Source organism: Rhizobium sp. AAP43, from assembly GCF_001296045.1.
Lineage (GTDB): Bacteria > Pseudomonadota > Alphaproteobacteria > Rhizobiales > Rhizobiaceae > Allorhizobium.
This window is the reverse complement of record NZ_LJHS01000003.1, coordinates 62,192-75,124: the sequence shown is the minus strand read 5'-3', so window position 1 is coordinate 75,124 and position 12,933 is coordinate 62,192. Positions and strand designations below refer to the sequence as shown.

General features: G+C 59.6%; 16 protein-coding genes and 1 tRNA gene. 8 read left to right on the top strand and 9 right to left on the bottom strand.

The window, feature by feature from the left end:
* Positions 1-184, bottom strand: a 184-nt coding sequence (locus IP76_RS02080) for a hypothetical protein (RefSeq protein WP_054156526.1), incomplete at its 3' end; no start/stop codon positions are given.
* A gap of 603 nt (positions 185-787) precedes the next feature.
* On the opposite strand from IP76_RS02080, the gene IP76_RS02075 reads away from it, so the two are divergent.
* The 8 genes from IP76_RS02075 to IP76_RS02040 all read left to right on the top strand — a co-directional run bounded on the left by IP76_RS02075 (position 788) and on the right by IP76_RS02040 (position 8,437).
* A complete protein-coding gene (locus IP76_RS02075; RefSeq protein ID WP_054156533.1) occupies positions 788-1,477 on the top strand; it encodes a TetR/AcrR family transcriptional regulator in 690 nt (229 codons plus the stop codon).
* Between the two features lie 23 nt (positions 1,478-1,500).
* Positions 1,501-2,520, top strand: a complete 1,020-nt coding sequence (gene ilvC, locus IP76_RS02070; protein WP_054156525.1) for a ketol-acid reductoisomerase — start codon at positions 1,501-1,503, stop codon at positions 2,518-2,520.
* A 172-nt stretch (positions 2,521-2,692) separates the two neighbouring features.
* On the top strand, positions 2,693-3,916 hold the full coding sequence (locus tag IP76_RS02065) for a PLP-dependent aminotransferase family protein (RefSeq protein ID WP_054156524.1): 1,224 nt from the start codon (positions 2,693-2,695) through the stop codon (positions 3,914-3,916).
* A gap of 93 nt (positions 3,917-4,009) precedes the next feature.
* Positions 4,010-5,116, top strand: a complete 1,107-nt coding sequence (locus tag IP76_RS02060) for an endonuclease/exonuclease/phosphatase family protein (RefSeq protein ID WP_054156523.1) — start codon at positions 4,010-4,012, stop codon at positions 5,114-5,116.
* A 7-nt stretch (positions 5,117-5,123) separates the two neighbouring features.
* Entirely contained in the window at positions 5,124-5,849 is a 726-nt protein-coding gene (locus tag IP76_RS02055; protein WP_054156522.1) for a hypothetical protein, read from the top strand.
* Positions 5,850-6,284: 435 nt separating this feature from the next.
* Complete coding sequence (locus IP76_RS23035) at positions 6,285-7,097, top strand: hypothetical protein (RefSeq protein WP_156318448.1); 813 nt, start codon at positions 6,285-6,287, stop codon at positions 7,095-7,097.
* Positions 7,098-7,293: 196 nt separating this feature from the next.
* Positions 7,294-8,214, top strand: a complete 921-nt coding sequence (locus IP76_RS02045; RefSeq protein WP_054156520.1) for a PhzF family phenazine biosynthesis protein — start codon at positions 7,294-7,296, stop codon at positions 8,212-8,214.
* A gap of 147 nt (positions 8,215-8,361) precedes the next feature.
* Positions 8,362-8,437, top strand: a tRNA-Lys gene (locus IP76_RS02040).
* Positions 8,438-8,573: 136 nt separating this feature from the next.
* Here IP76_RS02040 and IP76_RS02035 read toward each other — a convergent pair.
* The 8 genes from IP76_RS02035 to IP76_RS02000 form a co-directional block, all read right to left on the bottom strand.
* On the bottom strand, positions 8,574-9,590 hold the full coding sequence (locus tag IP76_RS02035; RefSeq protein ID WP_245281361.1) for an integrase: 1,017 nt from the start codon (positions 9,588-9,590) through the stop codon (positions 8,574-8,576).
* Between the two features lie 263 nt (positions 9,591-9,853).
* The gene (locus IP76_RS02030; protein ID WP_054156518.1) at positions 9,854-10,195 is read right to left on the bottom strand and encodes a hypothetical protein; all 342 of its coding nucleotides are present in this window, start codon (positions 10,193-10,195) and stop codon (positions 9,854-9,856) included.
* Positions 10,192-10,446, bottom strand: coding sequence for a hypothetical protein (locus tag IP76_RS02025; RefSeq protein WP_054156517.1), 255 nt, complete (start codon positions 10,444-10,446; stop codon positions 10,192-10,194). Before IP76_RS02025 ends, IP76_RS02030 begins: the two co-directional genes overlap by 4 nt.
* Entirely contained in the window at positions 10,439-11,485 is a 1,047-nt protein-coding gene (locus tag IP76_RS02020) for a hypothetical protein (protein WP_054156516.1), read from the bottom strand. The genes IP76_RS02025 and IP76_RS02020 overlap by 8 nt, the downstream gene beginning before the upstream one ends.
* Positions 11,482-12,054 (bottom strand): hypothetical protein, encoded by a 573-nt coding sequence (locus tag IP76_RS02015; RefSeq protein WP_054156515.1) that lies wholly within the window; start codon positions 12,052-12,054, stop codon positions 11,482-11,484. Before IP76_RS02015 ends, IP76_RS02020 begins: the two co-directional genes overlap by 4 nt.
* Positions 12,051-12,368 (bottom strand): hypothetical protein, encoded by a 318-nt coding sequence (locus IP76_RS02010; RefSeq protein WP_054156514.1) that lies wholly within the window; start codon positions 12,366-12,368, stop codon positions 12,051-12,053. Before IP76_RS02010 ends, IP76_RS02015 begins: the two co-directional genes overlap by 4 nt.
* The gene (locus IP76_RS02005) at positions 12,361-12,645 is read right to left on the bottom strand and encodes a hypothetical protein (protein WP_054156513.1); all 285 of its coding nucleotides are present in this window, start codon (positions 12,643-12,645) and stop codon (positions 12,361-12,363) included. The genes IP76_RS02010 and IP76_RS02005 overlap by 8 nt, the downstream gene beginning before the upstream one ends.
* Entirely contained in the window at positions 12,638-12,814 is a 177-nt protein-coding gene (locus IP76_RS02000) for a hypothetical protein (protein WP_156318447.1), read from the bottom strand. The genes IP76_RS02005 and IP76_RS02000 overlap by 8 nt, the downstream gene beginning before the upstream one ends.
* Positions 12,815-12,933 lie beyond the last annotated feature (119 nt).

Here is a 12,933-nt window from a genome sequence, read left to right as displayed (position 1 = left end):
CTTCGCGAACGTCACGGCCGTCACCGTTGGAGAAGGTGTGGAAGAAGGTCGAGCCGACCGGTGCCTGTTCAAGATGAACGTTGGCGTTGTTGTAGGTGATCGAGCCCGGGATCGGCTGGACATTTGCGTAAGCAGCCGAACCGGCAGCGAGAGCGATCAGGGCGGCGGAAAGAATGGTCTTCATGGTGTAACTCCTAGTCATGGTCGCGAGACTTGATTCTTGTCCCGCATAAGTTGTGCTTGTGCCGACACCCTTTCAGAGAGGAGATCGGCGTTTTGGCGACGGGTTGGTCGATAATGAAGCTCGTCCTCTTGCTGTTTCGATCGTGGTGACCATCTCTAATCACTGCGGTCGGACTTGGCCGGGCGAGTTCCACACGACGTCTCGTCTGGTGAACCTCAAGTCGAACTGTTCGGTTCGATGAGCTGGATGTGGCCCATCCGATTTCGTTTTTCAATACCGAATTGCGCACAATCGAACTGATTGGTTCGGTGAAAATACTCGGTACCATGATGGGTACTTGAAATTATTATGATGCAAAAACAGGCGTTTGCGCTAAAAAATGAGCGTCATTTTGCTGTCGTATATAACTGTTATTTTTTATCTCAATCAACCTTTTGTGACTGAGGGTGATCCTGGAATTCGGCCTGAAGCGGCATGTGCCGCAGGTGAGTGAGCCGGATATTGCTTGTTGATGCTCCAGATTCTTGCGCGAACCCCTTGACCTCTGCGCTTGAGCATCCGATAAGAGGCGCGAACCGTACCGTACGGTACATGGAGGCCCCTGTGTCGAGCGACAACAGCCAAGCATCAGAATTTTCGCCACGCCAGAGCGCCGTGCTGGCGGAAGCCTTGCGTCTCCTGGTCGAGGGGGGAGACAAGGCAGTCACGACTGCCGGTCTGGCGCGGGCCGCCAACTGCTCGAAGGAGAGCCTCTACAAATGGTTCGGTGATCGCGACGGTCTCTTGTCGGCCATGATCTCCTATCAGGCGAGCAAGGTCCGGACCGTGGAGCGGGCAGGAGAGCGTCTGACGGTCGCAACCCTTGCCGAGCATCTCGAGGTATTTGCCCGCGACCTTTTGGAGGTGCTGGCCGGCGACGTGTCGCTTGCCTTGAATCGTCTTGCTATCGGCCAGTCGAGCCGTGATGGCTCCAAGCTCGGTACATTGTTGCTGGAGCGTGGCCGTCGGCAGATCGACCGGCGTGCGCGGGCGCTGCTGGATGCCGGGCAGCGGGACGGTCTCCTGCGCTTCGGTGACGGCGAGGAAGCCTACCGTACACTCTATGGTCTGATCGTCACGGATCTGCATGTGCGTCTGCTTTTGGGCGATGCACCGCAACCTCAGAAATTCGGTGCCCGCGCAGCGAAGGCAGTTTCTGCGTTCCTGACCTTATTCGGCACTGATCGCGTCCTGGCGGATCTGGATGGGGCGTCTCGTCCCGGTCAGCCGCTGAGCAACATTCACCACAACTGACAATCCTAGGGAAGGACACTACCATGCGCGTTTATTATGATCGTGATGCCGACTTGAACCTGATCAAGTCCAAGAAGGTTGCCATCATTGGCTACGGTTCGCAGGGCCGCGCCCATGCGTTGAACCTGAAGGACTCTGGCGCCCAGAACCTTGTCATCGCGCTCAAGGCCGGTTCGCCGACCGTCAAGAAGGCCGAAGCCGACGGCTTCAAGGTCATGACCGTTGCCGAGGCGGCGGCCTGGGCCGACCTGATGATGATGGCGACGCCTGACGAGTTGCAGGCCGACATCTACAAGGCCGACATTGCCGGCAACATTCGTGACGGTGCCGCCATCGCGTTCGCACACGGCCTTAACGTTCATTTCGGTCTGATCGAGCCGAAGTCGACCGTCGACGTCGTCATGATTGCGCCGAAGGGCCCGGGCCACACGGTTCGCGGCGAATACCAGAAGGGCGGCGGCGTACCCTGCCTCGTTGCCATCCATCACAATGCCTCGGGTAATGCGCTGGATCTCGCTCTCTCCTACGCCTGTGGCGTTGGTGGCGGCCGTTCGGGCATCATCGAAACCTCGTTCAAGGAAGAGTGCGAAACCGACCTCTTCGGCGAACAGGTCGTTCTCTGCGGCGGTCTGGTCGAGCTGATCCGCGCCGGCTTCGAGACGCTGGTCGAAGGCGGCTACGCGCCTGAAATGGCCTATTTCGAGTGCCTGCACGAAGTGAAGCTGATCGTCGACCTGATCTATGAAGGCGGCATCGCCAACATGAACTACTCGATCTCGAACACGGCCGAGTGGGGCGAATACGTCACCGGTCCGCGCATCATCACGGCTGAAACCAAGGCTGAAATGAAGCGCGTCCTGCACGACATCCAGACCGGCAAGTTCACCTCGGACTGGATGCAGGAATACCGCGCAGGTGCTGCCCGCTTTAAGGGTATCCGCCGCATGAACGACGCTCACCAGATCGAAGAAGTCGGCGCCAAGCTGCGCGGCATGATGCCGTGGATCGGCAAGAACAAGCTGGTCGACAAGGCTCGCAACTGATTTTTTTCGCATTTGATGAAAGGGCCGGGGAGGAAACTCTCCGGCCCTTTTTCCTTGTCGAATCCGGGCAAACGGGTGTTTCGATCGATCTAAATCACGATAGGTCAGCATTGTTGACCTATCGGCTGTTTCGTGTTCATCTGGGGCTAACGAGAAACATTGAGGAAACCCCATGCTGGACTGGAATGAAGTTTTCGCCACCCGCTCGTCGCGGATGCGGGCGTCAGAGATCCGCGAGCTTCTGAAGCTGCTGGACAAGCCGGACATCATCTCCTTTGCCGGCGGCATTCCCGATCCTGCACTATTTCCGAAGGACGCATTTCAGCAGGCCTATGCGGAGATATTTGCCGGCGGCCAGTCGACCGCTGCGCTGCAATATTCGGTTTCGGAGGGGTATATGCCGCTTCGACAATGGTTGTGCGATGAGATGGGTCGGCTTGGGATCGATTGCGGCGTTGACAACATCTTCATTACATCGGGCTCGCAGCAGGCTTTGGACTATCTCGGCAAGCTTTTCCTGTCTCCCGGCGATACGGCGATTGTCACATGGCCCACCTATCTTGGCGCCCTGCAGGCCTTCAATGCCTATGAGCCGACCTATGACCAACTCAGCTTCGGCAACCGGACACCGGAGAGCTATCGTGCAGCGGCGGAAGCGGCAGGTGGCCGGGTAAAGTTCGCTTATCTGTCGTCTGATTTTTCCAACCCGACGGGTGAGACAGTATCGCTTGAAGAGCGGCAACAGGTTCTGTCGCTTGCAACCGAACTTGATATCGCGGTCATTGAAGATGCCGCTTATCAGCATCTGCGCTATGACGGCACCGGTATGCGGTCGATCCTTGCACTCGATATCGAGAGGGCTGGGTCGATCGAGGCGACGCGCACCATCTATTGTGGCAGTTTCTCAAAGACGCTGGCGCCGGGTCTGCGCGTGGGTTTCGTGGTGGCCGCGACGCCGGTCATCCGCAAACTTGTCCTGATGAAGCAGGCCGCCGATCTCCATTCCTCATCGATTAACCAGATGGCGGTCGCGACCGTCGCCGAGCGGCACTTTTCAGCCCAGGTTGAGAAGATCAGGTCAATCTATTCAGCGCGCCGTGATGCAATGCTGGCAGCACTTGCTGTTCATATGCCCCCTAGTACCTCCTGGACACGACCGGATGGCGGCATGTTCATCTGGGTCACCTTGCCGGCGGGCATGGATGGAGCCACCCTGCTTGCACGGTCGATCGAGACGGAGAAGGTGGCCTTCGTGCCGGGCCAAGCCTTCTTTGCCGACAAGTCCGGTGCAAACACCTTGCGCCTGTCTTTTTCCTGCGCCAGCGAGGAGATGATCGCCGAAGGTATTTTGCGACTTGGCCGCCTCATCGCCAAGGCAAGCCAGAAGGCGGCCTAAGGACGCAAGTGTGCGACGCTTGCGGGGGCATTCCAGGCGTGGTTCATTGCAAGCGGCCGCTGCGTCCGGCGGCCGTTGTCATGCAAGGCCGAGATGACCGTCCGTATCGCCACTTTCAATATCGAAAACCTGATCACACGTTTCGATTTTTCCGGCTTTCGCAACCAGTTGCGCACCGATCGGGTGATGAAGCTTTTCGACATCAAAACTGAAGCCATCTACCAGCAGCTGGAAGCGGCGCGCGTCATTGCGGCCGCCGATGATAACCGGCAGATGTCGGCCTTGGCGATTGCTGATACCGACGCAGATATCCTGTGCCTCCAGGAAGTCGACAGCATGGAGGCTCTGCAGGCGTTCGAATATGGCTATCTGTTTCGCATGGTCGGGTCCGGCTATCGTCAAAAATACCTGGTCGAGGGCAATGATAGCCGAGGGATTGATGTTGCTGTCTTGATGCGCGAGGAAACCCGGCATGGCGAGAAGATCGAACTCAAGGATGTCAGAAGCCATGCGGCCCTTACCTATCATGATCTCGGGCTCTACACCGAGGCGCTTGGTCCCGGCTTGCGTCCCGAAGACCGGATCTTCAAGCGGGATTGTCTCGAACTTGATCTGCGCATCGGGGGACGGGCGCTCAGACTTTATGTCGTTCATTTCAAGTCGATGACCGGCGGACGCGGGGATGTGGACGGACGCTCGGCCACAATGCCTGTGCGTGAGGCTGAGGTGAGGGCGGTTCGCCATATCATTGAAAACCAGTTCGGAGACCGATGCGACCAGCAGAACTTTGTCATCTGCGGCGATATGAACGACTATCAGGAACGGGTCGACGTGATTGGTGATCGGCGTCGCGGGTTTCGTTATGAAGTGCGTGCGGGATTGGAGAGTGCACTCGATATCTTCGCGCAGGACGGCTTTGCCGAAAACGTCATGCGCCGACGCGATGCTCTTGATCGCTGGACGCTTTATCATGCGCGAGGTCCGCAGGAGCAGCATCTTTGCCAGTTAGACTATATCTGGCTCTCGTCTGCATTGGCGGCTGCCAATCCGGTAGCAGTGCCCGAGATCATCCGGAGTGGGCAGCCTTTCCGCACGCCTTTCCCGCCCGGCCAGGAAGTCGAGCGATACCCGCGGACAGGATGGGATCGCCCCAAGGCATCGGACCACTGCCCGGTGGTCCTCAGTTTCGACCTGCCATGAGAGCGCGATGACTTCGGCAAACATCATAGGTCTTCCCGAGGACGGCCGGGTCGTCGAGATTTCTGGCTACACGCTCTCGGTCGAAGATGGCATGCATCCGCTGGATCTGGAATACGCGGCAGCCATCGCCGCCCATTGGGAGATAGAGCGCGGGGCCAATCCGGCCCTCTTCAACGGTCCTGTCGTCCTGCAGCGCGCGATCACCTGTCGCGACGGCTGGATTTCAGCAGTCGGGCACGTCTCTAGCTTTGCAACCTTTCTGTGGTGGCGCCAGCGACCGATGCTGGCGGGTGCCAGTCATGTTTTCGGCTATCCGGTGATTGCCTCTTCCGACGGCGCACTGATTGCTGTCAGGATGGCGGCACATACCGCAAATGCAGGTCAGGTTTATTTCGCGGCGGGTTCGTTCGACCTCGCTGATATCATCGATGGGCGTTGCGATCTTATCGGCAACATGCACCGTGAAGTGTCGGAGGAGACAGGCCTTGATCTCTCGGATGCCGCAACCGACGGCCGCATCTTTGCCAGTTACCGCATGAGCAAGCTCGCCTTGCTCCAAATCTTCCGGTTTGAGCTCACCGCGGACGAAGTCCTCGCTCGGATCGGCCGGTTTATTGGTTCCGGTCATGACGAGATTGACGGTGCCGTCGCCATATTTGATCCCACGCCTTCAGCGCACCGATACAATCCAGCGATGTTGCCGATTCTGCGCTGGTATTTCGCCGCAGACTGAACCGCTCATTGCCTTTTTTCGACCGTGATTGCCATCACGTACCGGTGTTCACCCATCGTCGCGGGGCATGTATCCCTGCAGCGTGCCGCAATTGCGCCTCACATGTTCAGTCGGGCGGCGTCTGATCACATTTCGGCCGTGAAGTCTCCGCAAACCCATTCGTAGATTTGGTGCGGCTAATACTTGCCGCAGTCTCGCCGCGTTCCGCCGCGCAAAACGCCGCATTTTCCCGTCTCTCCTGCCTTCTTGGTGCCTCGCTTTCCCTGAAATGCGACCAAACCATGGCTCGATTGTGAGTATAGATTGCGTTCGCAATGTATTGTTGTGTGACGCGAGCCAACAGCAAATCACAAGTTTATTGAACTGACGTAACGTGAGCCGTAGTAAACCCATGCTTGTTAAGGGGCTGGTAACCAAATTAACTGGAGCAGTCAGTTGAAGAAAATGATTTTCTCTGTGGCACTTGTCGCCACTACTCTGCTTGGAGGGGTCTCTTCAGAGGCTCTGGCCGGCCGAGGTGACCGCGGTGGCCATGATCGCGGCGGCAGCGATCACGGTGGTCGTGATGGTGGCGGTCATGATCGTGGTGGGCACGATCGCGACAGTAGCGGTCGCGGTGGCCATGATCGTGGCGGCAAAGACAAGGGTTCGCAGGGCTCTTCCACATCTTCGTCCAAGTCCAATTCCCATTCCGGATCCTCCAAGTCCTGGTCGGGCTCGAATGGCGGCTCCAAGTCCGGCTCTAAGTCCGGCTCTGGCTCGTTCTCCAATTCCTGGTCGGGCGGCGTGTCCAAGGACATGGACAAGGGCCACGGCAAGGACAAGGGTAAAGGCAAGGATCGCAACAGGCACGGTCATAAGACGGTGTCGCTCGACGTCAACAAGCCGAGCACTAACGGTCCGTCGCATGGGTTCGATCCGCACTGTGGCAAGCCGCCAGGCGGTCATCAGCCTCCGGCAGGACCGACACCGCCAGGCCCATCCGTTCCGACGCCGCAGCCTCCCGTGACCGACAATAAGCCGCCGGTTTCGAACCCGCCGGTGACAACGCCGACAGTGCCGACGCCTCCGGTGACAACGCCTCCGGTTACGGCGACCCCGGTCAAGATGCCGCCGCGTCCCGATCGGGATCCCCAGTCGGTTGACCTCTCTGGTCGCCCGAATGTCCTCTGCCGTCTGCCTTTCCCCTGGGCGCAGAACCATTGCGACAAAAAGGTGCGTGGCGAGGCCTCAGCCGTCATCCGTTAAATCACGTCTCATCTTCCGAGACGGGGGACGCCGTTCGTAGCAGTCCGCCCTCGCGCACGGCACAACCTCCCAGAAGGCCCGGACCGCCTCCGGGCCTTCGTTATTTTCGACCTGCTTTGAGGTTCTCCCGCTTGCTTGCCTTGCTCGTTCGTGTCGGGCAGTGTTGAACCTCAAGCGAGTTGTTTCGGAGATACCTGTGGCAAGAAACTATGCGATCTATGACGTCTTCACCGACCGGAAGCTTGCCGGCAATCCGCTGGGCGTGATCTTCGACGGGGAGGGATTGTCTGATGAGGCGATGCAGGCCGTCGCCAGTGAATTGAACCTGTCCGAAACGGTTTTTGTTCAGCCGGCCGATCACCCTTTGCATACGGCTCGCATCCGCATCTTTACGCCGGCAAGGGAATTGCCTTTTGCCGGGCATCCGACTGTTGGGACCGCGGTCGCGCTCGCCGAACGGTCGCACGATCTTGGAACCAATGGCCCGCTCGACCTGGTCTCTGTGCTTGAAGAGCAGGTGGGTCCGGTCCGGTGTGCGGTGAAGCTGCGCAAGGGGGAGGCTGGCTTCGCCGAATTTACCCTGCCGCGCAATTCGTCCCAGCATGATTTTGCGCTCGACAGGCAGGCCATTGCCGATGCCTTGTCCTTGAATACCACGAAGGTCGGGTTTGAAAACCATGTGCCAGCCGTGTGGAGCGCCGGTGTGCCTTTCCTGTTGGTGCCTGTGCATGACCTCGCCACCATGGCCGCACTCGAATTCGATCCAGGCCTCTGGGAGCGCATGGCGCCGATGTGCGATGGGCATCTGACATCCGCCTATGTCTATTGCCGGGGCGGCGTCCATCATTCAGCCCGGTTCCATGCCCGCATGTTCAGCGCCGATATGGGGATCTCGGAGGACCCGGCGACTGGCTCTGCCGTCGCTGCGCTCTCTGGCGCAATCCATCAGTTTGACGGCTTGCCGAATGGTCACCACGCATTGCTCATCGAACAGGGAATCGAAATGGGCCGACCCTCGCATATTCATTTGCATATTGATGTTGAGGACGATCAGATCGCGAGGGCGCGGATCGGCGGGCAGGCGGTACGCATCGCGAGCGGAATCCTCGATCTTTGAAAAGCCCGGAAATGGTGGCCTCGATTTCTTTTTTGACCGTTTGACAAAGATTTTTTGACTGGGCGCTAGACAAGCAGGAATATCCTGTTTATACGCCCGGTCACGCCACCGGAAACGGCGGCGGACGTACCGGAAGCCGGTGCAGGCGGGTGATTAGCTCAGTTGGTAGAGCAGCTGACTCTTAATCAGCGGGTCGTAGGTTCGAGCCCTACATCACCCACCATTTTCAAGCACTTACGGGTTGTTCCGGTAGCTGCATTTTACTCCAAGTCCTCCATTTTACATTCTGTTCGCTAGTCGTTCGTTTCACTTGGCCACGGCTAGCTCGTGTCGCGTGGTCTGCGGCGAATCGCGGGTGGTTATTTCGATCTGCCGCGGCTGATGGCGTCGATGATTTCGTGGCCGGCGAGGTAGTGGCGGCGGATGACGGTTTCGGCTTCGTCGCGGGAGTGTCCAGAGATCTCGGCAATGAGCTGGATCTTCTCTTCGTGCGAGCGATCGAGCATGGCGTAGGCATACGTGATCGCCGTTCCGCGCAGGTCGTGGAAGGTAACGCCCTCGATGCCGAGCCGCGCCATTTCCTTGCGCCAGGAGGCGCGAAAGCCGTTTGAGGTCCAGTTCTGGCCGAATGAATTGACCAGCACGCGCTGACGTCCCTTTTCCCTTGCTCGCCGCAGGATCGGCAGGATGTCGGGCGCAGCCGAAATCCGCACTCTGGCGCCCGTCTTTTGCTGTTTGATCGACACGCGGTCGCCGTCAAAGGCAAGGGTGGGCATGGTGAGGAGATCTGCCTGGCGCTGCATTGTCCAAAGGGCCATGCTGGCCACGTCGCGTATATGCGGGTGCGCCTCGTTCAGCACCTTGTTGATCTGCTCCGTTGTCCACACAGCATCGCGCCGACTTCCTTCGTGCAGGCGCTCTACCCGCTCCAGCGGATTGCGCAGAATGATCTCGTTATCCTTCGCCCAGGCGAAGACGCGCGCCAGCAGGCCCAGATGCATGTCAGCTGAGCGGGGCGCGTCCTTCATGGTGTCTCGCCACTCCAGAAACACCCGGCGGCTTCCTCGGGCCTCTACGGCGGAAATGGGGAAGGTATCGAATTCCAGCCGGATCACCGAAAACATGCGCTCGTAATCGCGCCGCGTGCTGGCGGCCAGTGCGCGGTATTTTGCCGTTGCGCGGAAGTCTTCCACGACCGAGCCAATCGTGCCTACCTCGGCCTTCTTTTCCGGCCTGTCGCGGATGAGCCGCAAATATTCCTGGGTGAAGGCCTTGCTGCCTGGCTTCGCCATGATCCGCGGCGCGCCCTTGCCGCGCCATGCATAATAATAGGTCGCCGTTTCACCGCCTGCGAGCTTCACGTTGATCTTATGCACGCCCACGAGCTTTCCTTCCATCCTGCCAGTTCCTCAATGCTCTTTCCGCAGTGTCTTCTTCTCGATCGACCGCAGCAAAGCTTTTGGGAGCGAATTCAATCTCTCCCGAGGGGTGCATGACCACCCTGATATTGTGCAGTGCTGCGGCTGCGGCAGCATCGCTGATCTCGGACTTTGTGTAAGTGCGCGCGCGGCTCATGGTGCTTTGTCCACATTGTTTCCACAGGCTGGGCTGAAATCTCGATGGCTCGTTTGGGGCGTGGTCATGGCGAGGGTGCCTCCCTCGGTTGGGGCGATGGGTTGTCAGCTTCCATCTTCGCCATCTCAGACATGCACCAATCGTCCAGCGCCTTTGCCTCGGCGCGAGCATCAGCTGCGACCAGTTCACAGGCTCGGCCTGAAGTGTCCCACTTGACCCCAAACGGATTGAGGCTGCTTTCATCATCGCCTGCGCAGTGATAATCGCCATCAATGCCTTGCGTTGCGCTGCACAGTTTTTCAGCTTCATCAAGCGTTCTGGCCTTGCACTGCGGGCATTTGGACGCCTTGTAGCGCCGCTTTTCCAGCATGTTTTCGCTGTAACGGTCTCGTCCGATCACGGTCATTGCTGGCCCTCCGTGGTTAGAACGGCAATTACCGCCTCGGCCTGCTTGCGCTGTTTGACCTTCCTGATAAGGGCGTAGCAAAGGTCAATGGCATCATCTTCGTCGGTGTCGGTGATCTCCTCAACTGCGCCGTCCAGCTCCAATCGGTAGGTGGAAACGCCGTCGACAAGCCGAATAAGGCGCATGCTGTGGCTGAGGTCCACACTGTCGATAGCGGTTGCGACTTTCTCAATCGTCTGCTGGTCAACCATTGTCTTTGCCCTCCGTGCTGGAAAGGCCCTTGGCGATGATGGCCTGCCAATCGGCTCTAATCTCTGCTTGCACTTCGAGGTCGAGCCCGCGCAGTTCTTCGCCGTTGTCAAACCGGCCAATCAGATTTGCGTCTCCGTCGCGGTCGAAGAGCCATTTGAGGAAGCGCCGGTCACGCAGGTCGGCAAAGATTGCCTCGACTGCCTCAAGCGCCTTCGCGTCTGCGTCCACCCGCAAATGTGATGAGGGTGGCGGGGTCTCTGGCTTCCTGCCACGGGCCTCTTGCCATTCACGCACGGCTTCCGGTCCCTTGTCGAAGACCTCGTCAGGCGTGGCAAAGTCCAGGCCGTCTGGGCTGCGACCGAAGCCGGGATCGACCAGCGGGATGTTCTGCCACAGAGCCTCGTTCCAGTAATGCCAGCCAGAGTTGATGACCTCGTCCTGGTATCCTTGGCCGACACGCGCCAGGCATTCCGTGCGGATCTCGACTTCAAGGAAGCCGCTTTCCTGCAGGCGCTTCACGACTGCGGCTTCGAACTTGTCTCGCTGCTGCCGCCCAGGCTCAATGATCTCGCGGGCGAGGAAGGTATCGACCCTGCCGTCCGGCAGCTCCTCGCCTGTATCTAGATCCACGACCGGCGACCCTCTCAGGCATTCGGCGTGGCAGGTGCCTTCGGTGATGTCAGAGGCGCAGAGGTCGTCCGGACGCAGCGGCTCGGCGCAGATGGGGCATTTACCTGCGTCAGCTGCCGGCACGTCAGGCCGCTGAGTTTCGCCAAAGCTCGACCGGCTCATCACGTCTTCGATGCGGGCGCGGAACCTGTCCTTGTTGGGGACGAAACCATCTGCAACGGCGCCGCTTGCGGCGACATTCCAGGCCGCATCCAGCATGAAGTTGGCCACGGTCGATGTTGCCTCCCGGACGCTGTGGCCGAGCGTGACGAATTCGTCAGCCTGATTGAAGGCATAATGCAGCAGCGCTTCCGACAGAAGCGGAATGCGGCTCGCCGCGCCGGGCTTGTAGTCAAAAGTGTCACTCATCTCTGTCTCCTCTTGAAGCTCTCCAGCAGGCTTTGCCAGCGGCGGGCGGCGGCGGGGTTGGTGTCCAGCTCGGCGCGGCTTTCGATCTGCAGCTTGTTTCTGATGTGGCTGGCCACGCGTTTGTCATCGCTGATGTCAGCGCCGTGGAAATCGCGCAGCCAGTAGCGGAAGGCCGGGTCGTTGCAGTAGCGCCCGCATTGCTGGGCGTGGCTGAAGGACTTGGCGTCCGGATCGGGCTCGCCGCGCAAATGGCGGATCTCGGCCTTCAGCTCGGCCACCCGCCATTTCAGCAGGCGGCCGGCGGCGACCAGCGCCCGGACCATCTGCGCACCGCGCACGATCATCTCGCGGTCGGCATGGCTTGCCTCTTCGGTCAGCGCCAGAATCGGCGCATTCTCCGCATCACCCTCGACCATGACCTCCGTGCGGCCTTCCTCGATATTGCGGAAGGACACCCAGCCGGGGGAGAGCAGCGGCTCCAGCTCTGCCGCCCTGGCGCAGAGGGTTTTCTGCGCCGGGGTCAGGGCTGGCGGGGGTGAGGGGGTGTTGGTGGTGGCGCGCTGGTTCATTCGGCCGGGCTTCCCTTGATCATGTCTGCCCATTCGCGGAAGCCCGTGAGTTTGCGGTCACTACGGGCATTGTGGGTTTCGATATCGAGGTCGAGCAGCTCGAAGAGCCATGAGATTGCCGCGTCGACATCGGCCAGTTCTTCTGCCAGCCGCTCGCGGTTGGGCTGGCCGGTCTTCGGGTCGCGGCCTTCAATGCCCTGGATGATGCAGCGGGCGAGGATCTGGGTTAGTTCGCCGCATTCCTCCGCTGCCTTGCCTAGCGCCTGGTGCGTGACCGTGTCGCGCTCGGGAAGCCAGAGGGTGATGTCAGCCATTGCGCGTTTCCTTCACAATCCAGTCGACAAATTCGGCGGTGGTGGCGCTTTGCTGAGGGGCGCCGCGCCAGTCGAATTCGGCGTTGCACCTGACTTCAGCATCCAGCTCTTCCTCAATCGCCATCAGCAGCTCGATCAACTCCAGGCTATCGTCCCAAAGGTCAGCGCAGGTCTCCGGTAGGGTCTCGGCGCCGCGATGGTGCAATTTCTTCAGCGCTGCATGCAGGGCGCTTGTCACCTGGGCGCGAGTCGGAGGGGTTCGGGTGATGTCAGCCATGTTCGCCGCTCCTGTCGCGTTTGACCTTGCGGATGATGCCCGCACGCTGTTTTCCGGCCTGCGCCCGGGCGGTTGTGGCGTCCGGGGCGTGTGTGATCAGGCTCTCGCCGTCTTCGAAATGGACGCGGAAGGGCAGGAGCGGGGCTTCGGGGTTTTCCGGCTTGCTCATCGCGGCGTGCCCCATGTGAGAATGGGAAGTATGACCAGGCACCAGAGGATGAGGAAGGCCGCGACGAGGGCGAGGATGGTGATTGCGCGAGAAGCGCGGGTGTCGGGGCGGCTCATGGC